The following is a 26,259-nucleotide window of genomic DNA, read 5'->3' as shown; positions in this document are numbered from 1 at the left end:
CTTGGTTATTTTTTAAATTATAATGCAAATTTTCTTATAGCTTCTGCTACACCTGCATGTTTATTATCTGAAGTTACATAATTTGCACTTTTCTTAACATCATCTATAGCATTTCCCATAGCTACTCCAGTTCCTGCCCAAGTTATCATTGAAAGATCATTTTCACTATCTCCAATACACATAACTTCTTCTTGTGAAACTCCTAAATGCTTAGCAAGCATTTTTACTGCTTCTCCTTTAGAGCTTCCTTTTTTCATTATCTCAAAATTATCATCCCATGAAGATACAATTTCTAAATCATCTGTGCATGAAATTAATTCTTCCTTCGCTTCTCTTAAATTATCTTTAAATTCTTTTTCTACACAAACCCCTTTTAATATCTCACCATCATACTTTTTAAATGCTTCATCTAAATCTTTTACTACCTCAAGTCTTACTTTTTGTTCTTCTGGTAGAGTTCTGTTTAACACCTTATAAACATGATTTTCTGGTAATTCTTTAGTTGAAATAATTCCCCAGTTTGTATTAACATATGTAAATAAATTATTCTTCTTTGTTACTCTATTAAAATCCTCTAAATCTTCAAATCTAAGAGGATTATTATATATTTCCTCATCATTAGCTCCACCTATATAAGCTCCATTACAAGCTATTATTGGAGTCTTTAATCCTATTGTTTCTGAGTACAATCTTGCACAATCATAAACTCTACCTGTTGTTATTGCCACAGTTATTCCCTTTTCTACAGCTTCCTTTATTGCTTGTTTATCTTCATCTGCAACCCTTTGTTGATCCATTAATAAAGTTCCATCCATATCAATGCAAATTAATTTTATACTCATCTTAAACACTTCTTTCTTGTCAATTACTTTTACATATTGATTATAAAACTTTAAATTTAATAAGTTAAATACCTATTTTTTATAATTAAAATAGGTATTTAGTTATATGTTTTATTACATAGAACCTATTTATCATATAAAAATAGTAGAAATAAAATTAATTTCAAACTTAACCTTATTTCTACCATTATATTAATCTTTAATTTCTTTAACATCTTCAAAAATCGTATTTGCAGTTATCCATTGATCAAATCTGACTTTAACAACAAGTCCATAAATCCCTAAAGTTATTACCATTAATATCCACCAAAGTATCCAATGTCCTATTAACTCTTTAGGATCTCCAATAAACTTTAGCCTTTTACCACAAATAACTGTATGCTCACATTTCATATTTTCTTTCATACAAATAATCCACGGATATGCTAACCCTAAAGTAATTATACCTAATAGTATTAATTTAATGTGATGTATAATTTCATTTTTAACAGTATTATCAAAATAGGAATCATATTTATCTTTATTTAAAATAATTGATGACTGTTTCTTCATTTTAACTCCTCCTTAAGTTTATTAAATCAATTGTTCCAATATATACATAATATTACTACTATAAAATTTTAATTCAATAACCTCTTATAATTACTTTTTTGTCAATATAATATATTAAAAACACTAAAAAACTCAGTAGTATCTTTAAATACATTACTGAGTTTTTTAAATTGAAACTATATTAATGAATTATCATAGAATTTCCCTATAACCTCAACTGTTGGTTGTACATTTACAAAGGCATCTGGATCTATATCCATAACATTTTTTTTAAGTAATAATAATTCATGCTTAGAAATTACTGTAACAACCGAACTTACCGGTTCATTTGTGTATCCACCATAAAGATTTCTTCCAACAGTAACACCTCTAGTTCTTCCTTTAAGTAAACTATCAACAATTTCTTTTTCTTTTTTAGTATAAATAGTTACTGTAAGCTTATATTGTTGTATATAGAACAAATCTATTACCTTAGTTGTTACATATATTGAAACTAAACTATATAAGGCAAGTTCCCATCCATACACTAGTCCAGCTACTAAAAGTATTGCCCCATTAACCAAGAATCCAAGCTGACCTACTGATTTTCCAGTCATTTTTTGAACAACTAAAACTATTATATCTGTTCCACCAGTAGAAAATCCTGCTCTAAAGCACATTCCTACTCCAGCCCCCATAAGAACACCACCAAAGATTGCATCTAAAAGCTGGTTATTAGTAACAACTTTTTGTGGAATAACACCTATAAAGAATGACAAGGATAAAATTGAAAGGAAACTATACAAAGTAAATTTCTTTCCAAGTTTTTTAAAGGATAAAAATGCAAGTGGTAAGTTAAGAATTAATACCCATGTTGATATATCAATATTGATATTAAAAAAATCCCCACCAATTGAAGATAATAGCTGTGATATTCCCGTTACTCCTGATGAATATATATGTGCAGGTGTAAGGAAAAAGTTAACCCCAATCCCAGCTAAAGCCCCAAAAAGAATTATAGCAGTAATTCTATAGGCAATCTGATATAAACTTTTGTTCTTTTTATTCACGCTTTTCACTCCGTTCAAAGTTATTTTGAAATAATTTATTATTTTGCGAAAATTTGTTTAATTCATTATATCACCAATTAATTTCTTTTAAAGAGTTTTAATTACTATTTTTACAATTTATTATATTTCACACTTTTTACTAACTATTTATTATTTTCTCTTCAAATAACTTAAAACATTCATAACGGATAAAAAAGTGTTTTTACTTAATGTTACATTTCTTAGTAGCTTTATGTTTCTCATTTAAAAGCTTACCTAATCCTTTTTTAATATTTTTTGATGCTTTATTTATACCTCTTGAAGCAATCTGCAAATTATTAACTTTTCTTTTGTAAAACTCATATTTTATCCATCTTAAATAGAAATTCTATTTCTTTCAAATCAAAAATGAGTTGTATAAAAACTTTATAGCAAAACTTATAATTTATTGTCATAATAATACTTATAAATTCCACTAAAAAGTCATTTAATACAACCCATTCTAATTAAATCCTTCTATATTTACCTTTTAATTTTTCAATAAATAGCTTCTTTAAATTTTCAATAGTTTCATTATCTAAATCTACTTTTCTTATTATTGAAGCTTGTTGTCTATTGAAATATATAATAAAATAATTCTTAGTTTCTATAATTTCATGAAACTTATAATACTTTAGCTTACTCTTACTTTTAAAAGCAGTACTTTTTATAACAACAAAATCATCATAAAATTCTAAAGTTTCATGTGCTTTTAAGCTTCCATTTATCTTATCAGCCTTTATTTTTTCCCTATTTCTTGTTTCAACTTTTACAACTATTGCAAACAAAGTTATCCCTAACAATATTGCCCAATAAATAAAGAAATCAGTAAATTGAAATACCTCCTTATTAAAGGCTACTACTCCAGCCATAATAGCAGAAACTATTATAATCATTGGAATCATTAGTTTTCTTCTTAAAAAAGTAGCAATGTATAAAAACTTATGATAATCTTTCTTATCAATAGAAGTTTTTACTGAAAATAATTTTTTCTCGTTCATATTAAACTCCCTTATAAAATATTTTTATCTTAATATATTTAAGTCTATATAATAAATATTTTATCAAAAGAATTTAAGTTAATAAAACTAATTATTTTTTAATTTATCTAACTCAGCCTGTTTGGCTTGTACTTCTTTTTCTAATTTTGAATTTTCATTTTTAAGTGTATTTACACTTTTTCTAAGATCATCCATATCCTCAGTATTGGCCATCCCTTTAATTTCAAGTTTTATACTTTTAATTTTCGCAACCTCTTCATTGTACTGTTTTGAATAATCAGTAACTAATAAGTTTGGAAAAATCCCTATAATAATTGCTAAAACAAGCACTATCTTATGAGTTTTTATAAATTTTAAAACCTTACCCATTTATTTATACCTCTATTTCAAACTATTAATTTCTTCATCTAAATTTTTTAACTGTTCCTCAAGAGTATCATTTCTCTTTTCTAAATCTTTTCCTTCTGAAACTAAATCTTCTTTTTCTTTTTCTAAATTTATTTTATCTTGATTTCTAGTTTGTTCAATCTCCAGTCTAGCTTTTTTTGCTGACAAATAATCTGTTTTACTATGTCTAACAATAGGTTGTAAAAAACTAAATGCTAATGAAAAAAACATAACCAAAATTATAAACCAGAATATTTGTCCACCAATTCTTCTAATCAGGCTCTTTTTTTCATTATCATTATTATCCTCACAATCAAATCTATCATAATAATCCATAAATTCTCTCCTCCTAAGTAAGTATCCGTTTTCAGTTTATCATATTTTGTTAATATTTTGTATCCTTTTTATTGATTATAATCCTTTTTTTGTAACTTTTTAACTGATATTTTGTTATATAATTTTTATTATCTATACATTCCTATATTATAAAAGTTTAATTTTGGAGGATTTATGAAAAAATTTATTACATTCTTACTACTAACTTTTATTCTATCTACAACTATTTTCTTAGGTTGTAATAATAAACTTAATGATGAATTAATTAAATTACCCAATAAAATTTTTGTTTACTATGATATGACTCCAATTGAAGTTTCAAAAGATAATAAGGCATTTAAAGAACTAGTTGAATTAACTAATAAAAGAATTGATGAAGAAAAGATATCTACAATTCAAGATGTGGTTACTGAACAGTATGTAGACTCACTAAAAAAAGAAAACTTAGCTATAGAATTCTTATATGAAGAAGAACACGAAATGACTTTAAAAGATTCTACTCTTACACCAATTAAATATAATAAACTATTCTTTCCTCTAATCCTTAATGACGAATCAAACTATAATGAAAGCTCTATAGAAAATTGCTTCCAATATGGAACTTCTACTAATGGTTATACAGATTCATCAAGAGGACCTTTAAATAATTCTGAAGAACTTATAAAACTTATTATGGATAATATAATTACTGAATAAAAAATAAGTTGCATCAAAGTACACTAAATCATATTTTGATGCAACTTAATTTTTTATTTTATTTCCACTCTGAAACATCATCTAGGCCTGGTATAGATGATGCTTTAAATACAGGTTCTTTTATTCCTTCATTCTTTTGCTTTGTATAATCTTGTAAAACTAAGAAAGCTTTTTTACTTAATAAAGCAATTGCTATTAAGTTTAATATTGCCATAAGTCCCATGAAAAGATCTGCCAAATTCCAAACAATTTGTATTTCTGCTATTGAACCAAATAAAACCATTCCAATAACCAATATTCTATACATAACTAAGTATATTTTTTTGCTATTTAAGAATTCTATATTTGACTCTCCATAATAATAGTTACCGACTATTGAACTAAATGCAAATAATAATATACATATTGCTAAAAATACTCCAGCCCAAGATCCAAGCTCACTTGTTAATGCATTTTGAGCAAGTGATATTCCAGTCTGTGATTTATCCATATAATTTACATCTGATAATAAAATCATAAATGCTGTGCAACTACATATTAATAATGTATCTGTAAATACCCCTAATGTTTGTATAAGACCTTGCTTCACAGGATGACTTACATCTGCTGTTGCAGCCGCATTGGGTGCACTTCCCATACCAGCTTCATTTGAGAAAAGTCCTCTTTTTATTCCCATAAGAACAGCGCCTCCAATTGTTCCCCCTACAATTTCTCTAAATCCAAAAGCATTTTCAAATATTAAAGCTAAAACTGATGGTAATTTATCTATATTAGTAAATACTATAAATATTGCTATTCCTATATATGCAACTGCCATTACAGGTACTATTATCTCTGAAACTTTAGCTACTCTTGTAACTCCACCAAATATTACAAAACAAGTTATTATTGTTATTATTATTCCAACTAGTAATCTATCTGTACCAAAAGCATTATTAAAAGCAATTGTTATTGTATTAGCTTGTACAGAATTAAATATTAATCCAAAACAAATTGAAATGAGAATTGAGAATGCTACTCCCATCCATCTTTTCTTAAGTCCTCTTTCCATGTAATAAGCTGGACCACCTCTAAATGTACCATCTGGATTTTTTTCCTTATATACTTGAGCTAATGTTGATTCAACAAAACTTGAAGCTGCTCCTATTAAAGCTATTAACCACATCCAAAATACTGCACCTGGTCCTCCAACTGAAATGGCTATAGCTATCCCTGCTATATTTCCAGTACCAACTCTTGAAGCTGTACTTATACAGAATGCTTGGAATGATGAAATTCCACCTTTCTTTCTACTTGAACTTGTAAGACCATCTCCTAATAATCTTACCATTTCTTTAAAATATCTAAATTGAACAAATTTTGTTTTTACCGAAAAATAAATTCCTAAAGCTATAAGTAAAACGATTAAAATATAACTCCACAATAAATCATTTACATTAGATATTAATTTGTTTAATAATTCCATACCTTCATCCTCCGTTTTTAAACTTTTTATTAATTTTATAGTATATCTTTAATATTTGCAAGTTTTTTTTATTTTCTTTCATTTATACTGTTTTAAAACTATCATACAAGGTTTTAAAAACCATTTTTGAAAGAAACGAAACCATAAAATTCATTTTAACTTTTATGCAATGTAAAAACTATTAAATTCACCTACAAAATATTTAGCGATAAATAATATTTTATTGCATGAATGTTAATTTTATGTTAAGTTGCAAATATATTTTCTTCTTTCAACATAACGAATATTAAACACTCTTGATTTTTAAATTTTTCGTGTTATAATAATCATAATAAATTTAACTCGTATATAATCGGTAATATGGTCCGAAAGTTTCTACCTGCTAACCGTAAAATAGCAGACTACGAGGAGTTGTACAAGATATATACTCTCTATAGAGATAGTAGATAACTAAGCAACACCTCATATAAGGTGTTGCTTTTTTTATTAAGTATAACTTCCTAGGTTCTTAAAAATTAGTACTCACTTTTATATTCTTTTAAGTTAGTACTAAGCTTTTTTCTCTAAGTGAACCTATAGCAAACTTTTTATATGAGTTTTATAAGATTTTATTTAATTAAATTTTCAATAAAACTTATTCTAATGTTCCATTTCAGAACTACTATTTATTTTCTTTTTATATAACAGAAAAGTTTTATCGAAAGTTTATCTTCTCTAGAATCTTATAATGAGAATTTCAAATGAAAAATTATAAGGAGATGTTAATATGGAAAAAGAAAATTTAAAGAATACGGAAGTTAACTTAGTCTATGGTGTAGATGATAATTTAGACCTACCTAAAAAATTTTTATTTGGTCTTCAACATATCTTCGCTGCATTTGGAGGAATAATCGTAGTACCACTAGTTATTGCTACTTCTCTTGGGTTTGATAGTAAAACTACTACAGCTTTAATAAGTGCTTCCATACTTGCTTCTGGACTAGCTACTATAATCCAAGCTCGAGGACTTGGTAAAGTAGGAGCAAAAGTTGCTTGTATAATGGGTACTGATTTTACATTTGTATCACCATCTATTTCTGTTGGGTCAGTTCTTGGACTTCCTGGAATAATTGGCGCTACTATTTTAGGATCATTATTTGAAGTTATCTTAAGTTTCTTTATAAAACCATTAATGAAATTCTTCCCACCACTTGTTACTGGAACTGTAGTTGCTTTAATAGGGCTTACTCTACTTCCTGTTTCTATTGATTGGGCAGCAGGTGGAGTTGGTTCTGCTGACTATGGTAGCTTACAAAACTTAGGTGTTGCAATGTTTGTCTTAGTAATAACTTTATTACTTAATAACTATGGAAAAGGAATTTTAAGTAGTGCCTCTATATTAATTGGAATAATAATCGGATATATAGTTTGTATTCCTTTAGGGTTAGTTGATTTTACTCCTGTAAAAGAAGCAAGCTGGTTCTCCTTACCCAATATCTTAGGATATGGAGTTACTTTTGATATAAAATCTGTTATAGCCTTCCTACCAGCTTACTTTGTTTCAGCAATAGGAACAGTTGGTTGTTTAAAAGCTATAGGAGAAACTTCTAACATAGATGTAGATGGTAAAAAAATTGCATCAGGAGTACTTGCAGATGGTGTTGGAAGTGCTATTGGTGGATTAGTCGGAGCATTTCCTAATACTTCATTTAGCCAAAATATAGGTATAATTTCTCTTACCAAAGTAGCTAGCCGTCATGTAGCTATTATGGCTGGTGTACTACTAGCTGTACTAGGCTTTTTACCAAAAATCTCTGCTATAATTACAGGTATTCCTGACCCAGTGCTTGGTGGTGTTGGAATAATGATGTTCGGAACTGTAGCTGCTGCTGGTATAAGAACTTTAAGTAATATAAACTTAACAGAACGTAATCTTTTAATAATCGCTATATCAATGGGACTTGGGCTTGGAGTTACATTTAGACCTGATGTAATTCAGAACCTTCCAGAAGCAATAAGAATGGTATTCTCTTCTGGAATCTCTACTGGAACAATAGCAGCACTAATATTAAATGTCGCTTTAAAAGATAATTCCAAATCAATGGAATTTGAAAATATGTATGACACTGATGAAGTAAAAGTGGAATAACAAAAAGATACATGAAATTATTCATGTATCTTTTTTTACTTTATTTATCCTTATTTCAATATACGTTTTGTAACAAAATCTATGTCTAATAAATCTATTACACCATCTTTATTTATATCTAAAGATTTATTAAAATCATCATCTTCAATTGATTTCCCATAACTTTTTGATATAATTCCCAAATCTCCAGAATCAACTTTTCCATTATTGTTTATATCATCAGTTTCACTTGTTATTAGAAGAGTTTTAAACTTATTTATCGATTTTTCTAAATTATCAATTGCAACTTCAACCTCTTCTATAGTTGAAAGTTTATTTTCTAAAACTTTATTTGAAATAAGCAATTCTTCTTCTAAAATCAACTTTGCTCCTAAATGATATTGACCATTTTCAATTCCTTCTTCTGAAGAATTTAATAACTCATTTGCATAATCTATCTTTTCTTTTAATTCTGTTTTATCTACTTCTTTGCTTTCTATTATATTAAATGTTCCATTTGCCCAGTTACATTCATCATAAGAATTTCCATCACCAAAATCAGTAACTTTTAAAGTTAAAACTTGAGCTCCATGTATATCTAAATCTATAGTTTTTTCATCTTTATAACCCATTCTTCCACTATCATAAATTTTTTCTTTATCTGCCCAAACCTCAAATGTTGCTGAAGGATAACCCCATTGTTCTGATCCACCATTAGTTTCATCATCAATTCCTATTACTGATGTAAAGTTATAAGAATCTCCACCTAAAAATACAATAGTTTCCCCATTAGCATGTGTTCCTAAACCTGATGTATAAGTTTTGCCATTTATAACAATAGGACCATTCTTTATATTTTTATTTCTTTTTGCTTCTCCTCCCCATCCTACAGTTGAAGAAACCCATTCCATATCACCTAATTTTTCTCCATCTCTAGGCTTATCCATAGTTTTAATATTCTTTATAGATTCTTTCTCAAAACTACTTGATTCTGAATCATATTCAAAAGCTACATTTGTTCTAATACTAAAGTCTCCTTTTTCTTTAGGAGTTGTTACCTTCCATTTACCTACAAACACTTCACCAGTCGCTAACTGTTCAATTTCTGTATCCATAGATTCTATAGTAAATCCCTCTGGAACTTCTAAATATGCATTAATATTTTTCATAGTTTCTTTACCTGTGTTTTGCACTTCAGTTGATACTATAATTTCACTCTCTGTAGGTACTATATCTTCAATTTTTAATGTTATACTTTGCTCCTTATCAACTTCCCCCATACTAGCCTCAGAAACTCTAAAAACTTTTACCCCATGAGCTGGAATATTAACATTAATCTCATCTGTAACTCTCTCTATTCCTTTTTCCCATAAATCATAAGCTCTATATGCACTACTTTTAGGTAAATCAATATACTCTTCATCTGTTAATTCATTTAAAGAAACACTTGATGAAGTGGAAGAATTTCCTTTGTTAAAGAAACATAATGCTAATTCATTATTTTCTAAAGGTTTTACTATTATATCTACATTGCCATCTACCTTATAAATACGTCCTTGAATTCCTCTTTTATCTTGGTCTATATCAATCAAATCTTTATTTGTTATAATTTCATAAGTTTGATTATCTGTATCTACAGTACCATCTTCATTTATAAATGTTCTAATGTCATTTCCTAATATTAAAGGAGCTGCCATCATGCACCACAAAGTAAAATGTGACTTATTTTCTTCATAAGTTAAATTCCCATTTCCAACTTCTAGCATATCAGGATCATTGAAATGTCCTGGTCCTGCATATTCATGTAACTTTATATTTTTATTATATATATCTACAATTCTTCCCCAATTTGCAGATATATCTGGAGTAGTTCTCCAAGAATTCCCTATACCTTTTCCCCATTCCCAAGGCTTATTATTTCCCCATTCACATATTGAGAAAAATATAGGTCTTTCATTCTCACCAGTTTTTTCTGCTTGGACTTTTGTTGCTTTCTTTAACTCTTGTCCCATTCTGTTGTATAAGGCAATAGCACTATCTTTAGCTGTTGCTATTGGATTATATATTTTAACTTTATTATTTCCTTCTTTTAGTTCTACAATAAGCTGATGTCTTCCTGTTGGATTCCATGCTGATGTTGGTGGTACTAAAGCTTCATATGACTTATCTTCATTTATTAGAACATGTGCATACTTTTCAAAGTTACCACTCTTTTTAAGTCCTATAGTCAAAACATATTCTCCTGCTTCTTCAACATTTATATTGTCAAATTCTATATACCCTCCATTTGCATCTAACCCAGTAACATATTTTCCACCATAAGAATTGCTTGCATTGATTACTTGTGCATTGCCATGTAAATTTGCATCTTCAGCTTCTATTATTATAGAATCTTTTTCACCTTTCTTTCCAATATAAAGACGATCAATCTCAGGTGCTTTAGTTGGTAATGGCACATTATGACAGAAATCATATTTAAAATATTCAATGCCCCATTCAGCAAAAGTTTTAGCATCAATTTTTTCATTACCCAAGCTAGCTGGTAAATCTTCACATGTAAAAGTTCCATTAGATGTATATAACCCTAACTTCATTCCTCTTTCATTTACCATTCTTACTAACTCTTTCATACCACTTGGAAAATTAGTTAAATCTGACTGTAGTCTTCCATCTTCATCTCTCATAGATGATTGCCAACAATCATCTAAGTTTAAATACTCATAACCTAATTCTACTAATCCTGATTTCTCCATGGCATCTGCTATTTCTAATATTTCTTCTTCATTAATCTTCTCTTTAAAATAATTCCAACTAGACCATCCCATTTGTGGTGTTAACCCTACTCCATTATCATAAATCTCATCATTACCTTTTTTAACCCATTCTGTACTTCTTTTTTGTTCTGTTATTACAGTTATATCATCTTGAGCAAAGACAATATTTTCATGACAAACTTGAGTTACCATTAATCCACATATAAACATAGCTATCTTTTTAATATTCATGCCCTATCCCCCTATATGTTTAGAACTGATTTATTCCATTATTTCATAGACTCTTTTTCTATTACCCCAATTCCCTCCTTTGCAATTGCTTCTGTTCCAAAGATAAATACATTATTTACTTTAAGTAATGGTACGCTTGTCTCTAATTCATCAGAGTTCTCTATATCTTTTGTTATTTTTTTAAATAAATCATCATTCTCTTTTTCTGCTATATTTCTAGTTGTTATTTTAAATTCTTCTTCATGTAAATTTTTTTCTTTTATCTTAGCTTTTAAATCTTCTACAAATTTTTCACCATCATTACATGATTTGCAAGGATTATAAAAATAATATTCTATAGACATAATTTTTTCTTTTGCACTTAAAGTCTTTATTGAAAATAGACTAATGAAAATAAATATACTAAATAATATAAAAACAATAAATTTACTTTTTTTCTTCACTTATACCCTCCTAAAGCACATATTTACTATAATATACGTATTTTAAATTTTATTATTCCTATGATAATTTAATTTATTTTAAATAAAAACACATTCTAGCTTTTAACTAGAATGTGTTTTTTTAATTTACATATTTAAAATTTTTCATACTTATATCTAACACTTTAAATGAATGAGTAACTGCTCCTGTCGAAATAAAATCTACTCCCGTCTTAGCAATTTCTTCTATAGTCTCTAAAGTTACATTTCCTGAAGCTTCTATTTCTGCTTTATCTCCTATTAATTCTACAGATTCTTTTAACATATCTATGTTCATATTATCCAGCATTATAATATCTGCTTTTGCCTCAAGTGCTTCTTTTAACTGATCTATATTTTCAACTTCAACCTCTATTTTTCTTACAAAAGGAGAATTTTTTCTTGCTAGAAATACAGCATTTTTTATTCCTCCTGCCGCTTCTATATGATTATCCTTTATCATAACTCCGTCATTTAATCCAAATCTATGGTTGGTTCCTCCCCCAACCTTTACTGCGTATTTCTCAAATAATCTCATATTAGGAGTTGTTTTTCTTGTATCTAATAGTTTAGTCCTTGTACCTTCTAACTTTTTTGTAAATGCTCTAGTTAAAGTTGCTATTCCACACATTCTCTGCATGTAATTTAAAGCAACTCTTTCTCCACTTAAGATATTTTTAGCATCTCCATAAACTTCTCCAAATTTTTCTCCTTTTTTGACTTCTTCTCCATCCTTTATATAGAAACTTACATCTACCTTCCCAAGAATCTTAAAGACCATTTTAAAGACTTCTATTCCAGCTACCACTCCATCTTCCTTAGCTATTATATCAACCTTTGCTAATCTATCTTCAAATACAACTGACTCTGTTGTTATATCTCCATACTGTAAATCCTCATTAAGAGCTCTTCTTATATTCTCCTCTGCAAGTAACCAATTCATTTATAATATCCCCTCTCAAATTACAGATTTCTTTTAATAAAACTTTTTTATTTATCTCTTTTAAATACTCTAAATCTATATACTCTTCATTTACTTTCTTAATTTCTAAATCATCAATAATTTTATTTATATAAAAGGCTCCTCTTCTTGAAAATACTAATGCTTCTAAAAGTGAGTTACTAGCAAGTCTATTTGCTCCATGTACTCCTGTACAACTTACTTCACCAAAAGCATATAAATTTTCCATTGAAGTTTTCCCCTCTAAATTAACTTCAATTCCTCCCATAAAATAATGTTGGGCTGGCACAACTGGTATGGGCTCTTTACTTATATCAATTCCAGCCTCTAAACATTCTTTATATATATTAGGAAATCTATTTTTTAAGAAACCTTTATCCATAAATGAAACATCTAAAAATACATTTTCAGATTTAGTTCTTTTCATCTCTTCATATATGTGTTTTGTAACTACATCTCTTGGTAATAGCTCATCTACAAATCTTTCACCATAACAATTAATTAATTTTCCACCTTCTCCTCTAACAGACTCAGAAATCAAGAATTTTTTCTCATTCTTATTTTTATTGAAAAAAGATGTTGGATGAAATTGAATATATTCAAGATTTTTAACTTTAATACCTTTCCTTAAAGCTATCCCTATACTATCTCCAGTTATTATTCTCTCGTTAGTTGAATTTCTAAATAGTCCTCCTAATCCTCCTGTAGCTAATATAACTTTCTTTGAATATATATTCACTCTTTTTTCATCTTTAATAAAAACTGCTCCACTACATGAATTATCTTTTTCTAATAACTCCACTAGTTCACATTCTTCTATTATCTCAATATTACCTTTTTCAAGAACATTTTCTAAAAGAACTTCATGAACTCTTTTCCCAGTAATATCCTTGTGATGAACAATTCTATTTATGCTATGCGCTGCTTCCTTTGTAAAACATAATCCATTTTCATCCTCTTCAAAATCAACACCAAGCTTAATAAGTTCCTCTACATTTTCCATAGATTCTTCAACCAACACCTCAAGAGAATCTATTTTATTCTCATACTTTCCTGCTCTTAAAGTATCTTCAATAAATAACTCAAAGTCATCCTCTCCTCTAGCTACAGAAATTCCTCCTTGTGCTAGAGATGAATTACATTCACTAATTTTACTTTTAGAAATCATAGTTATCTTTAAATCTTTTCTTAAATTAAGAGCTGCATATAAACCTGCAACCCCTGTTCCAACTATTAAAACATCAGTTATAAAATCCATATTCTACTCTCCAAGTCTATGCATATTTTCTAATGAATTATAAGCATTTTTTCTTAATTCTTCATCTATTTCAATTGCATTCTTTGTATTTAAAAGACAATCATATAAGTGTTCTAAAGTGGTTATCTTCATACTTGGACAAACCATACTTCCATATGGCGTATAAAATTCTTTTTCACTATTATTTTTTCTTAATTGATGAATTACCCCTTGCTCTGTTACTATAAGAAATTTTTTCTCATCTGAATTATTAACAAAGCTTATTATTTCTCCTGTACTTCCTATAAAATCAGCTTCATCTCTTATATCTTTATTGCACTCTGGATGAACAACAATTAATATTCCCTCATGATTTTTTCTAAATTTCTCTATCTCTTCTTTTTTAATTCTTTCATGAATAGTACAATATCCATCCCATAATATTATATTTTTTTCTGGTATTTGTTCTTGTATATATGATCCTAAATTTTTATCTGGTAAAAATATAATTTCCTCTTCCTTTATATTTCTTATAATATTTAAAGCATTTGATGAAGTACAACAAACGTCTGATACCGCCTTAACTTCAGCTGAGGAATTTATATAACAAACTACTTTAGCATTAGGATAATTTTGCTTTAATATGTTTACTTTATGAGATGTTGCCATATCAGCCATTGAGCAACCTGCCTCCATAACTGGTAATATAACTGTTTTGTTTGGTGAGAGTATCTTTGCACTTTCAGCCATAAACTTAACACCACAAAAAACAATTGTTTGTTCACTACAGTCCTTAGCTATTTTACTTAAGTAATATGAATCCCCAACATAATCTGCTATATCTTGAATTTCAGGAATCTGATAATAATGCGCTAATATAACTGCATTCTTTTTCTTTTTTAAATTCAAAATTTCTTCCTTTAAATTCATCACCTTATAACCCCCATTTTGTATCTTTTATGGATAAATTTTACTTTATAATATCATCAATAAAATCCTATTTCAATAAATAGCACTAAAATTTAATAAAATAAAACTAGAACTTATAGAATAGCCACCTTAAAATTTCTATCTATAAACTCTAGTTTTCTATTGAAAATTCTATTAAATTATTATGGTAAATTTTTATTTTAAATTGGTATCAAATCTTTATTTTTCATAATGCTTAATTAAAGCTTGTGTTCCTAGATCTCCAAAGCCTTCTTTTTCTAAAGCTTCATAGTTCTCTAGGACATCACTTAAAATATCCAGACTTAACCCACTTTTTTCTGATTCTTCTTTAGCTAATTTCATATCCTTTATAAAATGTTTAATAAAGAATCCTGGCTCAAAATCTTCTACAATAACTTTTGGTGCTACTAGTTCTAACTGTCTACTCCCTGCAGCTCCCTTTGAAACTGAGTCTAACATTTTTTGAATATTTAACCCCTTTTCTTCTGCATAAGCCATAGCTTCACAAACTCCTGATATAGCTCCTGCTATCATTATTTGATTAGCAAGTTTAGTATGTTGACCAAATCCTGCTTGCCCTTCATAATGAATATTATTTCCCATAGCCTCAAAGATAGGCATACACTTGTTAAAGTCTTCCTCATCTCCACCAACTAATATGCTTAAAGTTCCATTTTTGGCACCAATATCTCCGCCAGTAACAGGAGCATCTAAAGCTTTTATTCTCCTTCTCTTACTTTCATCATATATCTTCTTAGCAAGCTCCGGACTAGAAGTAGTCATATCTATTAAATATGTTCCTTCTTTTACGTTGTTAAGTATTCCACTCTCATCAAAATAAACTTCCTCAACATCCTTTGGAAAACCTACTATTGTAATAACTACATCACAATCTTTAACACATTCTGCTATGCTTGGGTGAAATTTTGCGCCCTCTTCAATAACATCTAAAACCTTAGATTTATTTCTAGCAAAAATATTTACTAGAAAACCAGCTTTCATAAGGTTTCTAACCATAGATTTTCCCATTATTCCTACACCAACAAATGCTATTTTCTTCATAAAATCCTCACTCCCTATTTTAATATTTATTAAGCTTATTTATCGAATAAGCCTCCACCATTATTTTTCTTTCTTCCATGTTGGACAGTTCCAATTGATTTTGCTGCCCTAACATTTCCACCTAAATTTTTTCCTTTGTTCTTTTTCTCTTCTATAAGTTTTTTCATCATTTCCATATTCTTGTTCATAATTTATTTCTCCTATTCTAGTGCAAATTCTATAATCATTATTTATGATAAATCATAAGCTTAATCTGTGTAAACTTTAAATTTATTATTTATATAATAAGCATTATATATTTTTTTCATTTTATATCCTAGCTTCTCAGCTAAAGCAACTGACTCAAGATTTGCTGCATCCCAATTAGGATATATATTATTTTCTATACAATATAAAATTAATGCAGATGCTACTATTTGTGCTAAGCCTTTTCGTCTATACTCTTCAAGAGTATCAATCTCAACTTCAATTCCACCTTTATAAGAGTTATAAGAGGATGCTCCAGATACTACTTTTCCATTATGTAATATACAAAACCCTATTCCTCTTTCTAAATAATGCTCTATAGAATCAAACTGACTTGTAAAGTCCTCTGTTAATTCTTGAAGTGATTTGCTATAAGCAATTTCTTTATCAATTTTTCTAAGCTCATACTCTTTAGGAAGTCTTTCAACATTTTTCTTTAGATCCTCTATATTAAAGTTCTCAAAGCTTCTTTCAAATGCATATCTCTTTAATTCATATAAATTTTCATTATAAACTTCTTTTATAATATCTAACCATTCATCAGCTTCCAAAATAATTAAAGCTTCTTCACGAATATTTTCTACTAATTCTCTAGCTTCTGTAATATTTGAATCTCCAGAAAAAAAGTTAAAAACACCTACTTTTATTTGAGCTACTTTAGGATTTTTAATGTTATCAACCCAAGCCTCACCCATATATCCATCTATATATGAATCAATCATTGTATCATTAAAATCTTCAAATAAACTTCTTAACTTTTCTCTACCATCATTAACCTCATAAATCATAAAATTCTTACCTTTCCTTCAAGCTACTAACCCTTAATATTTAATTCATTGATAAATAATTCAAGTCTCTTATATACTATTTTTTATTATATTCTTTTTCAATGGCTTAAGTCTACACAGATATAATTATAGCTAATTGTATCGATATATTTGCCTTTTTTTTAGCTTAATATTAGTATTTTACTCATAACATCTTGTAAAAATTGGGAGGTATTGAGAATGAGTAGAAATGAGATTAATAAAAACTTAGCGCAAATGTTAAAAGGTGGAGTAATAATGGATGTTACCAATAAAGAAGAAGCAATAATTGCAGAAAAAGCAGGTGCGTGTGCAGTTATGGCTCTTGAAAGAGTTCCATCTGATATTAGAAAAGAAGGTGGAGTTGCTAGAATGTCTGATCCTAAAATGATTAAGGAAATTCAAGAAGCAGTTTCCATTCCCGTTATGGCAAAAGTTAGAATTGGTCATTTTGTTGAGGCTGAAATATTACAAGCTTTAGATATAGATTTTATTGATGAAAGTGAAGTTTTAACACCAGCAGATAATAAATATCACATTGATAAAAATCAATTTAAAGCTCCATTTGTATGTGGTGCTAGAAATCTTGGAGAAGCTTTAAGAAGAATTGGTGAAGGTGCTTCAATGATTAGAACTAAAGGAGAAGCTGGTACTGGTGATGTTGTACAAGCAGTAACTCATATGAGACAAATTATGAGTGAAATAACATATGTTAAAAATTCATCACCTGAAGAACTTATGACTATTGCAAATGATTTTAATGCTCCATATGATTTAATAAAATATGTTCATGAATATGGAAAATTACCAGTTGTAAACTTTGCTGCAGGTGGAATTGCTACTCCTGCTGATGCTGCACTTATGATGAAGCTTGGAAGTGAGGGTGTATTTGTTGGCTCTGGAATATTTAAATCAAATAATCCTGAAAAAAGGGCTAGAGCAATAGTTTTAGCAACAACTTTCTATAATGATCCAGTAAAATTAGCTGAGATTTCAGAAGACTTAGGAGATGCTATGAAAGGCATAGCCTGTGAAGAACTTGATGTAAGATATGAGGAAAGAGGATGGTAATATGCTAATAGGTGTACTAGCTTTTCAAGGGGATGTTATTGAACATATTAAAAGTATTCAAGCACTAGGTCATGAGGCTATAGAAGTAAAATCTCCATCTAATTTAGATAAACTAGATGGAATAATATTTCCTGGTGGTGAAAGTACAACTATAGGAAAACTCTTAAGAATAACAGGACTTATAGAACCTTTAAAATCAAAAATTAAAAGTGGTCTTCCTGTATGGGGAACTTGTGCTGGAATGATTCTTTTAGCTAAAGAAATTGAAAATGAGGAAACTCCTCACCTTGGGCTTATGAACATAAAAGTTAAAAGAAATGCTTTTGGAAGACAAATAAATAGCTTTGAAACCTTTGAAAAGGTAAAAGGTATTAAAGAACCTATAAGGTTAGTCTTTATAAGAGCTCCTTATATTTCAGAATATGATGAAAATGTAGATATTCTTTGCAAAGTGAACAATGTAATAGTAGCTGCAAAAGAAAAAAATATGCTTGTTTCATCATTCCACCCTGAATTAACTGATGATTTAAGTTTTTTAGATTATTTTATAAATAACTTTTGTTCATAACATCATTTAATCTTAGCTAAATAAAAAATAGTGTTGATTTCTATCTAGAAATTAACACTATATTAAAATATAAATTTAATTTTTAATTAATCAGCTTGCTTAGTCTTAGCTATAACAATCTCTCTTATACAAACATCCTGTGGTTGATTGTAAGCAAATGATACACAGTCTGCTATTTTTTGTGGTTCCAAACCTGATTCTATAGTTTTCTTCCATTCATTATAATCTTCAACTATTCCCTTGTCACTTGTGTGGCTTAATAATGGTGTTTCAACTACTCCAGGTGCTATTGTTATCATACGTACGTTGCTTCCTGAAACTTCTTTTCTTATATTTTCAGTTATTGCATGCACTGCAAACTTAGTTCCACAATAAACAGCATGGTTATCAAAAGTTTTACGTCCAGCTATTGAACTGATATTAACTATTGTTCCTTCATTTCTTTCTACCATATCTTTTAAAACAATATTAGTTCCTGTTAATATACCTTTTATATTAACATCAATCATATCATTCCACTCTTTGAAATCTTGTATTTCAGGATGTCCTAATAACATTATTCCTGCACAGTTTACAAGTAAATCAACTTTACCAAACTTCTCCTCAGCTTCTACTATAGCAGCTCTCATTCCTTCTAAATCAGAAACATCAACTGATTTGCATAATGAATTTGGTAAATTTAAAGCTTCCATTGGATCTAACCTTCTTGATAATAATAATACTGGGTGACCTTGTTTACTCATTGTTTCTGCTATTTTAGCTCCTATTCCTGAGCTTGCCCCTGTAACAACTACTAGTCCTTTATTCATACTTAATACCTCCAAATAACTATTTATATAAAATACTTAAAACTTCTATCTATAATGCTAAAATACTCTTATTAAAACTTATAAAAGATAAACTTCCTATTTTAAAATATCCTTTAAGTTTTTATTCTTATTTAATATATCCATCTTTCAATATATTATAAAAGTATTTTCCACAGACTATATGCTATCACTTTTAGCCATTCTTTCAAGTACGCACTTTATTTTCCCATAGTGTAATGGAGGTAACTATTAGCCTAATTTATATTAAGAACTTTTTCTCTCTCTTCTACCTTTAATTTCTCATTTAATGCTTTAAAAGCTATACCAATAAATAAACCTACTAAGGCAGGGATAACCCATCCTAATCCTTTAGAATAAAAAGGTAGTCTATTAAAGATATTATTTAAAAACTCTATATTTATTCCTGCACCACTTAAAGCATGAAAAATACTTACTACTCCAGTAAAAGTTATTGTCATTACATATACAATTGAACTTTCTCCTATAAACTTATCCATCATAGCTAAAACAATCAGCATTATTGCTATTGGATATATTGCATTTAGAACTGGAACTGATATAGATAGTATTTTGTTTAATCCCATATTTGCTAAAAACATGCTTGTTAATGTTAATATTCTAACCCAAGAAATATAATTTATTTTTTTAGTTAATGTTTGAAAGTATTGACTACAAGACGTAATTAATCCTACGCAAGTAGTTAAGCATGCTAAAGTAAATAGTACTGCTAATAAAATAGCTCCTGGTTTACCAAATATATAATTAAATATATTTCCTAAAGTTTGAGCTCCGTTTTCTGTTAATCCAAATCTTCCTCCACTAGTTGCTCCTAGATGTGCTAACATTGAATAAATTAAAATCAATAAACTTCCTGCTATAATTCCTGCTTTTATTGAGGTTTTTACAACAAACTTTTCTTCTTTTACACCTTTAGATTTTATTACTAAAGCTATTACTATTCCAAAGTTTAATGCTGCAATTGTATCCATAGTCATATATCCATCTAAAAATCCACTTATAATTGGAGATTCTTTGTAAACTCCTGTTACTTCTCCATATCCACCTAACGGTTTAAAAATACTAGCTAAAAAAACTATGCTGATAAGAACAAGTAAACTTGGTGTCAAAACTTTTCCCATACGATCAACTAGTTTTGCTGGAGATAATGAAAGCCAGTATGCCACTGCAAAAAATATAAATGTATATATAAATAATGCTAAATTATTTGATATTAACCCTTCTGGTAAAAAAGGTGCAACTGCCATTTCAAATGGTAGACTTCCTGCTCTTGGTATTCCAAGTCCTGGCCCTATTGAAATATAAATAAGTACTGTAAATATAGTTGCAAATGTAGGATTAACCCTACTTGCTAATGAATGTAATCCTCCTGATTTTGCAACAGCTATTACTCCTAATACAGGGAAACCAACTGCTGTAACAAAGAACCCTAAGATTGTAATCCAAGTTGCTCCCCCTGCTGCCTGTCCTAAAAAAGGAGGAAATATTAAATTTCCTGCTCCAAAAAATAGTGAAAATAACATTAAACTTACTAATAATAAATCTTTTCTTGATAACTCTTTCATAATTAATTGCCCCATTTCTTTTTTTTATTAACTATGAATTTTAAATAAGGTTATCACTTTACTTTAAGGTTATATTTATAAATACTAACTTAAATATTTTTAAAAATTATAATTAATTTAAATACCAACCTATTTTTTGTTTTACCCTAGATAAAAACATAGCCTTTTTTCTCTCTCAAAAATTATAATTTCTCCCTCTATGTCTATGTCCATAAAAAAATCCCCCTTTTTGATTAATTTCACTTTAAAAGCTATTTAAAAATAAAAATACCCCGTCCCTATAAAAGGGACGAGGTTAAATCGCGTTACCACCCTAATTCTATAAATAAATATATAGTTAAAATCTATATATTTAATTTATAGCACTCTCAAAATACGTACTAAATAATACGCTTTTCATTTAACGGTGAAAATCCGATAAAACTTACTAAAATAGCTTCAGTTTTACTTCTCCGAGATGATTTTCAGATATACCTTGAACATTGACTTTCAGCAAATTGTCAACTCTCTGTGGATCAATAAATATTTCTTACTTTTTCTCTTCATAGAATTTATTTTTTAATTTATATGTATATTATATCTTATTTTTCCATACGTCAACTTTTTAAGTGATTTTTATTATTTAACTATTTTTACCAATATTAATATGATATAATACAAATTTTAACGACATATTTTTAATATTTTATAATTATTCTTTTATAACTTTAATACAATTAATATAATAAAAAATTCTATTTTATCTTTACTTTTACAATCTCAGGTCTGTTAAATAACCTTAGTGGTATTCCACTGCTTCCAAGCCCTCTACTAATAATAAGTTTATTTTTACTTCCATGCATACCTTCCGTGTACTTAGGGAAGAACCCTTGCCCTGGTGCAATTAATCCTCTTCTAATCACTGGAATTACAAACTGACCTCCATGTGCATGCCCAGAAAACATAACATCAAAATCATACTTTGAATATTCTTCTTCAAATTTTTCAGGATAATGACTTAAAGCAATCTTTACTCCCTCTAAATTTTCTAATTTTTTAAATAAACTATCGGCATAGCTACAAACATATCTTCCCTTCACCTTTTTAAATGGAGAATTTAAAATTCCAACAGGTAGTTCCAACATACCTAATATATTTATTTTAATATCTCTTAATGTAAATGTAGTGATTTCATTCTCTAAAGCAGTAACGCCTTTTGCTTTTAAAGTCTCATAAATATAATCAGCCTTCTCACACCTTTGCTCATTATTTCCTAAAATAAATATTACCTTAACATCTTTATTTAAATCACTTAAAAAGTTTATTGTTTCATCCATATTCTCAAGATTTGAATCTATAATATCTCCAGTTGAAACAATTAAATCCGGTTTTTCATCTAATATTAATTTCTTAAGTTTTTTATTGTTTTTTCCATACTGTTTACTATGAAGATCTGATAAATGAACCACTATTATCTCTTCTTCAAGCCCTAAATCAACCTCATAACTTGTTGTACTTATCCAATTGTTCTCATAATAACAAAATCCAGCTATAGATATTGCTCCTAATGCACCTAGTAAAAATCCCATCATAAACCTCTCTAACTAAAATTACTTTTATTGAATAGCTTTCACTATGAAAAGTAGAGCTCTTATTAAAGAGTTCTATCTAAAAATCACATTTATTACATTTTAATATATACTAAAATCAATACATATATCCATATATATTTCTACTAATTATACAACTACTTTAACCTAACTATATAGCAAAAGGTTAAATATATTTTTACATAAAAACAAAAGGCTGCATCAAAACAAATTTTATTAATAAGTTTTGATACAGCCCCATATTTATTTTAAGGCTTATAATAATTTACTTCTTCTTTTAGTTTCTCTATTGATTTAACAGTTATTTTTCCTGATTTATAATCTAAAATCCCCTCATCTACTAGCTGATTTATTATTCTATTTATACTTCTAATATTTGATCCTACCCCTTCAACTAGCAAATCCTTTGTTATTCCCAAATTATTTTTATAAAGTGTATTTAATATTATGTACATTACTCTATATCTCAAATTATAGAAGGCATTTACTCGCTCTCTTTTACAACACTCATAATTTCTCTCTGCTATAAGTTTACTTATAAACATTGAAAACTTATTATCTAACTCCATCCATTTTACAAAAGACTCTTTACTTATTTCTAATGTTTTGCAATCAGATATTGCCTCTACTGTAGTAACAACCTCTTCATCAATTAATGCTTCTAATTCTCCAAAGATTGTTGCTTCACTATCAATATCCTCTAAATATATTGCTCCTGTAAAATCTGAGTGATATGTTTTTATTTTTCCTTCTATTAAGATATAAACAAAATCACATCTTTCATTTTGAATTAATAATTTCTCTCCATATTTAAAAATTCTATCTTTAAGCTCTTTTTTTATTTCATTTGGACAATTATTTATAAAATTTATTAATTCACAACTTTTCATCTTAAATCACACCCATAAAAATATTTTCTATGCAGTTAATTTATTTTCTCCTTGCTCTTTATAGCTAGCATACCATTCTAGTAATCCTGAAACTGATAAGATTAATTGAATAGCAACCAATATTAACATTACATAGTATCCATTTAGTATATATATAATTATAAATAATATGTTGCTTAATATCCATAGTATCCAGTTTTCATATAATTTTTTACTTAACCAATATTGAGCTACTAATCCAAGTACAGCTCCTAAACTATCTAATACTGCATTTTGAGCATGTAATATATTTATCTCTACATATCCCCACACTGCCCAAGCTGCTAAAATAACTATAGTCCAAATAACTTGTCCTTTTTTAGTTAATCCTGATGTTACCACCTTATCCTCTTGATCTGAATTTTTAACCCAATAATACCATCCAAATATATTAAATCCTACTTGGAAGCAAGCTAATATTGCTAAAGCATATAAACCTGTGTTGTAGTATATGTATAAATAAGCTAAAACTGTAATTATTCCAAAGATAAAATTTGATACCTTCTCTCTTGATAATAACCATACATTTATTATTCCCATTACTGATGCAAAAATTTCTATTAGGCTTGAATCTATTGCAACCCCAACCACTAAGCATATAGCACAAGCTATCACTACAAATAATGGACTACAAGTATATGCAGTACACTTTTTCATTAATTCCATAAAATTCTCCTCCTTAGTTCTTTACCTTAATATTGTTTTAAAAACTCATTCACAATGCTTGTACACTTTTTAGCTATACTTTCAAAGTTAGCCATAACAGATTCATGAGTTATTTCTTCATCTGAATATGCCGCTGCTAAACAAGGCACTCCTGAAAATCCTAAGACTTTCATTCCACAATGATTTGCAACTATAACCTCTGGTACGGTAGACATTCCAACTACATCTGCTCCTAAAGCAGCTGCCATCAATGTTTCTGTAGCTGTTTCATAGCTTGGTCCAGGAAACATTGCATATACCCCTTCTTTTAAATCTATATTTAAATTTCTTGCAATATTTTTTATATTTTCTCTTAATTCCTTATCATATGGATAAGCTAAATCTGGGAATCGTTCTCCAAACTCTGGTAAATTTTCTCCTCTTAAAGGATTATCTCCAGTTAAGTTTATATGATTTCTTATAACTACTAAATCACCAGCTTCAATAGATTCTTTAGCTTGTCCTGAGCAATTGGTAACTATAAGAGTTTCAACCCCTAAAAGTTTCATCACTCTAATAGGCAATGTTATCCTTTGCATTGAATGCCCCTCATAATAATGACATCTTCCCTTCATAGCAATAACTTCTTTTCCATGTAACTTTCCTATTATTAGTGTCCCCTCATGTCCATCTATAGTTGGTACTGGAAAATTAGGTATATCCATGTATTTATAATATTCAGCATCCTTTATTTCATTAGCTAGCTCTCCTAAACCAGTTCCTAAAACTATCCCTATTTTAGGAGAATATTTGCTTCTAGATTTTATATATTCATAAGCTTCTTTAATTTCTTTTGATAAATTCATCTTAAGTTCTCCCCTCTCTCTTTGTTCCTTACAAGCTTATTATCGAATATTAAGTAAATGTTTTCAAGGACATTTGTCCAAGAGTTTCTTGCTACAAATCCAAGCTTATTTAAGAACTTAATATATAAATCTTCTCTATATAGCTTCTCCCACTTTAATTTCATTCTATATTTTAATTAAATATTTATTTTATATGATATCATTATATTTAGATAGAATTTTTTATATTGTCGAGGTGTATTTTATGAATAAAATATTTTATATTTTAAAATCTATTTTAAAATACTGGATCTGGCAAGATGTAGAAAAACCTAATATTTTTATTCAAATACTAAATTTAGTTTTTTCATTATTTTTAAGTTTTTGCTTATTAGCTTGGATGTATGGAGAAGATTGGCATTTGATTTTACGTATTTTAATAAGTATCTATGGAGTTTGTTGTTTTATGTCATTTTGGCCAGTTTCTCATTTGCTTGATGAAAAAAACGAATTAATTGGTAGTGTTTTCTATATAGCACAAAATATTTTTATTTTTTGTGCTATTTATTTCTTGATTATTTATATATTAAAAAAATATAAGGATGATATTAATGGATAAAATTAAAGTAACTTGTGAAATGGAAATAACTTTGATGGCTATAGGTGGTAAATGGAAACCATTAATTTTATACTATCTTATAGAGGAAGGTACAAAGAGATTTGGAGAAATAAAATCATTTATATCTAATGTTTCTCAAAAAACTCTAACAAATCAACTTAGAGAGTTAGAAAGAGATGGTCTTGTTGAAAGAAAAGTTTATGCAGTAGTCCCTCCAAAAGTTGAATACACTGCTACTAAAAAAGGTGAATCCTTATTTCCTATTTTAGAGCTTATGTGCGAATGGGGAGAAAAAAATGCTGATGAAGAGAGATTTGAATTTATAAATCCACAATGCGAATAATAACTAAAAAAAAGATGCTATATCAAAACTTGATATAGCATCTTTTAAATTCTTA

Annotated in this window: 28 protein-coding genes, 1 riboswitch and 1 other annotated feature; of the genes, 6 read left to right on the top strand and 22 right to left on the bottom strand. The window is 28.3% G+C overall.

The features are described from left to right. Window positions 1-17 precede the first annotated feature (17 nt). The 6 genes from ACQZHJ_RS02850 to ACQZHJ_RS02825 all read right to left on the bottom strand — a co-directional run bounded on the left by ACQZHJ_RS02850 (window position 18) and on the right by ACQZHJ_RS02825 (window position 4,185). Window positions 18-842, bottom strand: a complete 825-nt coding sequence (locus tag ACQZHJ_RS02850; RefSeq protein WP_430484030.1) for a Cof-type HAD-IIB family hydrolase — start codon at window positions 840-842, stop codon at window positions 18-20. Window positions 843-1,034: 192 nt separating this feature from the next. Continuing rightward, window positions 1,035-1,394: a DUF6693 family protein gene (locus ACQZHJ_RS02845; RefSeq protein ID WP_430484029.1), complete on the bottom strand. Its 360-nt coding sequence runs from the start codon at window positions 1,392-1,394 to the stop codon at window positions 1,035-1,037. A gap of 176 nt (window positions 1,395-1,570) precedes the next feature. Next, on the bottom strand, window positions 1,571-2,443 hold the full coding sequence (locus ACQZHJ_RS02840) for a YitT family protein (protein WP_430484028.1): 873 nt from the start codon (window positions 2,441-2,443) through the stop codon (window positions 1,571-1,573). A gap of 485 nt (window positions 2,444-2,928) precedes the next feature. Then, window positions 2,929-3,462 (bottom strand): YcxB family protein, encoded by a 534-nt coding sequence (locus ACQZHJ_RS02835; RefSeq protein ID WP_430484027.1) that lies wholly within the window; start codon window positions 3,460-3,462, stop codon window positions 2,929-2,931. 87 nt (window positions 3,463-3,549) lie between these two features. Beyond that, on the bottom strand, window positions 3,550-3,831 hold the full coding sequence (locus ACQZHJ_RS02830; RefSeq protein ID WP_430484026.1) for a hypothetical protein: 282 nt from the start codon (window positions 3,829-3,831) through the stop codon (window positions 3,550-3,552). A gap of 12 nt (window positions 3,832-3,843) precedes the next feature. Beyond that, the gene (locus ACQZHJ_RS02825) at window positions 3,844-4,185 is read right to left on the bottom strand and encodes a hypothetical protein (protein WP_430484025.1); all 342 of its coding nucleotides are present in this window, start codon (window positions 4,183-4,185) and stop codon (window positions 3,844-3,846) included. Window positions 4,186-4,359: 174 nt separating this feature from the next. On the opposite strand from ACQZHJ_RS02825, the gene ACQZHJ_RS02820 reads away from it, so the two are divergent. Next, entirely contained in the window at window positions 4,360-4,881 is a 522-nt protein-coding gene (locus tag ACQZHJ_RS02820; protein WP_430484024.1) for a hypothetical protein, read from the top strand. Window positions 4,882-4,939: 58 nt separating this feature from the next. Here the strand turns inward: ACQZHJ_RS02820 and ACQZHJ_RS02815 are convergent, their stop codons facing one another. Then, entirely contained in the window at window positions 4,940-6,346 is a 1,407-nt protein-coding gene (locus ACQZHJ_RS02815; protein WP_430484023.1) for an alanine/glycine:cation symporter family protein, read from the bottom strand. A gap of 322 nt (window positions 6,347-6,668) precedes the next feature. Continuing rightward, window positions 6,669-6,770, top strand: a riboswitch (purine riboswitch). A gap of 342 nt (window positions 6,771-7,112) precedes the next feature. Here ACQZHJ_RS02815 and ACQZHJ_RS02810 point away from each other — a divergent pair. Beyond that, window positions 7,113-8,474, top strand: a complete 1,362-nt coding sequence (locus ACQZHJ_RS02810; RefSeq protein ID WP_430484022.1) for a nucleobase:cation symporter-2 family protein — start codon at window positions 7,113-7,115, stop codon at window positions 8,472-8,474. Window positions 8,475-8,524: 50 nt separating this feature from the next. Here the strand turns inward: ACQZHJ_RS02810 and ACQZHJ_RS02805 are convergent, their stop codons facing one another. The 8 genes from ACQZHJ_RS02805 to ACQZHJ_RS02770 form a co-directional block, all read right to left on the bottom strand. Next, the gene (locus tag ACQZHJ_RS02805) at window positions 8,525-11,458 is read right to left on the bottom strand and encodes an NPCBM/NEW2 domain-containing protein (protein WP_430484021.1); all 2,934 of its coding nucleotides are present in this window, start codon (window positions 11,456-11,458) and stop codon (window positions 8,525-8,527) included. A 38-nt stretch (window positions 11,459-11,496) separates the two neighbouring features. Further along, window positions 11,497-11,901: a hypothetical protein gene (locus tag ACQZHJ_RS02800; protein WP_430484020.1), complete on the bottom strand. Its 405-nt coding sequence runs from the start codon at window positions 11,899-11,901 to the stop codon at window positions 11,497-11,499. Between the two features lie 121 nt (window positions 11,902-12,022). Further along, a complete protein-coding gene (nadC, locus tag ACQZHJ_RS02795; protein WP_430484019.1) occupies window positions 12,023-12,862 on the bottom strand; it encodes a carboxylating nicotinate-nucleotide diphosphorylase in 840 nt (279 codons plus the stop codon). Continuing rightward, window positions 12,819-14,138 carry an L-aspartate oxidase gene (locus ACQZHJ_RS02790; protein WP_430484018.1) on the bottom strand — a complete coding sequence of 440 codons (1,320 nt, stop codon included), beginning with the start codon at window positions 14,136-14,138 and terminating at the stop codon, window positions 12,819-12,821. Before ACQZHJ_RS02790 ends, nadC begins: the two co-directional genes overlap by 44 nt. 3 nt (window positions 14,139-14,141) lie before the next feature. Beyond that, window positions 14,142-15,047, bottom strand: coding sequence for a quinolinate synthase NadA (gene nadA / locus ACQZHJ_RS02785; RefSeq protein WP_430486855.1), 906 nt, complete (start codon window positions 15,045-15,047; stop codon window positions 14,142-14,144). A 219-nt stretch (window positions 15,048-15,266) separates the two neighbouring features. Beyond that, entirely contained in the window at window positions 15,267-16,130 is an 864-nt protein-coding gene (locus ACQZHJ_RS02780; RefSeq protein ID WP_430484017.1) for an NAD(P)-dependent oxidoreductase, read from the bottom strand. Between the two features lie 35 nt (window positions 16,131-16,165). Beyond that, window positions 16,166-16,318, bottom strand: coding sequence for a hypothetical protein (locus tag ACQZHJ_RS02775; protein ID WP_430484016.1), 153 nt, complete (start codon window positions 16,316-16,318; stop codon window positions 16,166-16,168). A 60-nt stretch (window positions 16,319-16,378) separates the two neighbouring features. Beyond that, window positions 16,379-17,164, bottom strand: a complete 786-nt coding sequence (locus tag ACQZHJ_RS02770) for a GNAT family N-acetyltransferase (protein ID WP_430484015.1) — start codon at window positions 17,162-17,164, stop codon at window positions 16,379-16,381. 219 nt (window positions 17,165-17,383) lie between these two features. On the opposite strand from ACQZHJ_RS02770, the gene pdxS reads away from it, so the two are divergent. Next, window positions 17,384-18,253: a pyridoxal 5'-phosphate synthase lyase subunit PdxS gene (gene pdxS / locus ACQZHJ_RS02765; protein ID WP_430484014.1), complete on the top strand. Its 870-nt coding sequence runs from the start codon at window positions 17,384-17,386 to the stop codon at window positions 18,251-18,253. A 1-nt stretch (window position 18,254) separates the two neighbouring features. Next, the gene (gene pdxT, locus ACQZHJ_RS02760) at window positions 18,255-18,821 is read left to right on the top strand and encodes a pyridoxal 5'-phosphate synthase glutaminase subunit PdxT (RefSeq protein ID WP_430484013.1); all 567 of its coding nucleotides are present in this window, start codon (window positions 18,255-18,257) and stop codon (window positions 18,819-18,821) included. A gap of 86 nt (window positions 18,822-18,907) precedes the next feature. On the opposite strand, the gene ACQZHJ_RS02755 is transcribed toward pdxT, so the two are convergent. The 7 genes from ACQZHJ_RS02755 to ACQZHJ_RS02725 all read right to left on the bottom strand — a co-directional run bounded on the left by ACQZHJ_RS02755 (window position 18,908) and on the right by ACQZHJ_RS02725 (window position 25,427). Beyond that, a complete protein-coding gene (locus tag ACQZHJ_RS02755) occupies window positions 18,908-19,630 on the bottom strand; it encodes an SDR family oxidoreductase (RefSeq protein ID WP_430484012.1) in 723 nt (240 codons plus the stop codon). A 254-nt stretch (window positions 19,631-19,884) separates the two neighbouring features. Then, window positions 19,885-21,234, bottom strand: a complete 1,350-nt coding sequence (gene brnQ / locus ACQZHJ_RS02750; protein ID WP_430484011.1) for a branched-chain amino acid transport system II carrier protein — start codon at window positions 21,232-21,234, stop codon at window positions 19,885-19,887. Between the two features lie 282 nt (window positions 21,235-21,516). Beyond that, window positions 21,517-21,789, bottom strand: a binding site (T-box leader). 179 nt (window positions 21,790-21,968) lie between these two features. Further along, window positions 21,969-22,802, bottom strand: coding sequence for a metallophosphoesterase (locus ACQZHJ_RS02745; protein ID WP_430484010.1), 834 nt, complete (start codon window positions 22,800-22,802; stop codon window positions 21,969-21,971). A 269-nt stretch (window positions 22,803-23,071) separates the two neighbouring features. Continuing rightward, window positions 23,072-23,713, bottom strand: coding sequence for a Crp/Fnr family transcriptional regulator (locus ACQZHJ_RS02740; RefSeq protein WP_430484009.1), 642 nt, complete (start codon window positions 23,711-23,713; stop codon window positions 23,072-23,074). A 27-nt stretch (window positions 23,714-23,740) separates the two neighbouring features. Then, entirely contained in the window at window positions 23,741-24,418 is a 678-nt protein-coding gene (gene pnuC / locus ACQZHJ_RS02735) for a nicotinamide riboside transporter PnuC (RefSeq protein ID WP_430484008.1), read from the bottom strand. Between the two features lie 26 nt (window positions 24,419-24,444). Further along, window positions 24,445-25,263 carry a purine-nucleoside phosphorylase gene (locus tag ACQZHJ_RS02730; RefSeq protein ID WP_430484007.1) on the bottom strand — a complete coding sequence of 273 codons (819 nt, stop codon included), beginning with the start codon at window positions 25,261-25,263 and terminating at the stop codon, window positions 24,445-24,447. Beyond that, a complete protein-coding gene (locus ACQZHJ_RS02725; protein WP_430484006.1) occupies window positions 25,260-25,427 on the bottom strand; it encodes a hypothetical protein in 168 nt (55 codons plus the stop codon). Before ACQZHJ_RS02725 ends, ACQZHJ_RS02730 begins: the two co-directional genes overlap by 4 nt. Before the next feature lie 80 nt (window positions 25,428-25,507). Between ACQZHJ_RS02725 and ACQZHJ_RS02720 the strand changes: the two genes are divergently transcribed. Together ACQZHJ_RS02720 and ACQZHJ_RS02715 are read left to right on the top strand one after the other, a co-directional pair. After that, entirely contained in the window at window positions 25,508-25,861 is a 354-nt protein-coding gene (locus tag ACQZHJ_RS02720; RefSeq protein ID WP_430484005.1) for a hypothetical protein, read from the top strand. Next, window positions 25,854-26,204, top strand: coding sequence for a winged helix-turn-helix transcriptional regulator (locus ACQZHJ_RS02715; RefSeq protein WP_430484004.1), 351 nt, complete (start codon window positions 25,854-25,856; stop codon window positions 26,202-26,204). The genes ACQZHJ_RS02720 and ACQZHJ_RS02715 overlap by 8 nt, the downstream gene beginning before the upstream one ends. The last annotated feature ends 55 nt before the right edge of the window (window positions 26,205-26,259 follow it).

Source organism: Clostridium sp. B9 (assembly GCF_050509515.1).
In the GTDB taxonomy this organism is placed as follows: Bacteria; Bacillota; Clostridia; order Clostridiales; family Clostridiaceae; genus Sarcina.
The sequence above is the reverse complement of the archived record's forward strand: the minus strand, read 5'-3'. Positions and strand labels throughout refer to the sequence as shown.

Excerpts from the sequence above, each read along its gene's own strand:
- ACQZHJ_RS02820 (WP_430484024.1), top strand. The coding sequence starts at position 4,360 with ATGAAAAAATTTATTACATTCTTACTACTAACTTTTATTCTATCTACA.
- pdxS (WP_430484014.1), top strand. The coding sequence starts at position 17,384 with ATGAGTAGAAATGAGATTAATAAAAACTTAGCGCAAATGTTAAAAGGT.
- ACQZHJ_RS02825 (WP_430484025.1), bottom strand. The coding sequence starts at position 4,185 with ATGGATTATTATGATAGATTTGATTGTGAGGATAATAATGATAATGAA.
- ACQZHJ_RS02850 (WP_430484030.1), bottom strand. The coding sequence starts at position 842 with ATGAGTATAAAATTAATTTGCATTGATATGGATGGAACTTTATTAATG.
- ACQZHJ_RS02780 (WP_430484017.1), bottom strand. The coding sequence starts at position 16,130 with ATGAAGAAAATAGCATTTGTTGGTGTAGGAATAATGGGAAAATCTATG.
- ACQZHJ_RS02805 (WP_430484021.1), bottom strand. The coding sequence starts at position 11,458 with ATGAATATTAAAAAGATAGCTATGTTTATATGTGGATTAATGGTAACT.
- nadA (WP_430486855.1), bottom strand. The coding sequence starts at position 15,047 with ATGAATTTAAAGGAAGAAATTTTGAATTTAAAAAAGAAAAAGAATGCA.
- pdxT (WP_430484013.1), top strand. The coding sequence starts at position 18,255 with ATGCTAATAGGTGTACTAGCTTTTCAAGGGGATGTTATTGAACATATT.
- ACQZHJ_RS02810 (WP_430484022.1), top strand. The coding sequence starts at position 7,113 with ATGGAAAAAGAAAATTTAAAGAATACGGAAGTTAACTTAGTCTATGGT.
- ACQZHJ_RS02830 (WP_430484026.1), bottom strand. The coding sequence starts at position 3,831 with ATGGGTAAGGTTTTAAAATTTATAAAAACTCATAAGATAGTGCTTGTT.
- ACQZHJ_RS02745 (WP_430484010.1), bottom strand. The coding sequence starts at position 22,802 with ATGGGATTTTTACTAGGTGCATTAGGAGCAATATCTATAGCTGGATTT.
- ACQZHJ_RS02845 (WP_430484029.1), bottom strand. The coding sequence starts at position 1,394 with ATGAAGAAACAGTCATCAATTATTTTAAATAAAGATAAATATGATTCC.
- ACQZHJ_RS02740 (WP_430484009.1), bottom strand. The coding sequence starts at position 23,713 with ATGAAAAGTTGTGAATTAATAAATTTTATAAATAATTGTCCAAATGAA.
- ACQZHJ_RS02720 (WP_430484005.1), top strand. The coding sequence starts at position 25,508 with ATGAATAAAATATTTTATATTTTAAAATCTATTTTAAAATACTGGATC.
- ACQZHJ_RS02725 (WP_430484006.1), bottom strand. The coding sequence starts at position 25,427 with ATGAAATTAAAGTGGGAGAAGCTATATAGAGAAGATTTATATATTAAG.
- ACQZHJ_RS02815 (WP_430484023.1), bottom strand. The coding sequence starts at position 6,346 with ATGGAATTATTAAACAAATTAATATCTAATGTAAATGATTTATTGTGG.
- ACQZHJ_RS02835 (WP_430484027.1), bottom strand. The coding sequence starts at position 3,462 with ATGAACGAGAAAAAATTATTTTCAGTAAAAACTTCTATTGATAAGAAA.
- pnuC (WP_430484008.1), bottom strand. The coding sequence starts at position 24,418 with ATGGAATTAATGAAAAAGTGTACTGCATATACTTGTAGTCCATTATTT.
- ACQZHJ_RS02715 (WP_430484004.1), top strand. The coding sequence starts at position 25,854 with ATGGATAAAATTAAAGTAACTTGTGAAATGGAAATAACTTTGATGGCT.
- ACQZHJ_RS02755 (WP_430484012.1), bottom strand. The coding sequence starts at position 19,630 with ATGAATAAAGGACTAGTAGTTGTTACAGGGGCAAGCTCAGGAATAGGA.
- ACQZHJ_RS02775 (WP_430484016.1), bottom strand. The coding sequence starts at position 16,318 with ATGAACAAGAATATGGAAATGATGAAAAAACTTATAGAAGAGAAAAAG.
- ACQZHJ_RS02770 (WP_430484015.1), bottom strand. The coding sequence starts at position 17,164 with ATGATTTATGAGGTTAATGATGGTAGAGAAAAGTTAAGAAGTTTATTT.
- ACQZHJ_RS02790 (WP_430484018.1), bottom strand. The coding sequence starts at position 14,138 with ATGGATTTTATAACTGATGTTTTAATAGTTGGAACAGGGGTTGCAGGT.
- nadC (WP_430484019.1), bottom strand. The coding sequence starts at position 12,862 with ATGAATTGGTTACTTGCAGAGGAGAATATAAGAAGAGCTCTTAATGAG.
- ACQZHJ_RS02730 (WP_430484007.1), bottom strand. The coding sequence starts at position 25,263 with ATGAATTTATCAAAAGAAATTAAAGAAGCTTATGAATATATAAAATCT.
- brnQ (WP_430484011.1), bottom strand. The coding sequence starts at position 21,234 with ATGAAAGAGTTATCAAGAAAAGATTTATTATTAGTAAGTTTAATGTTA.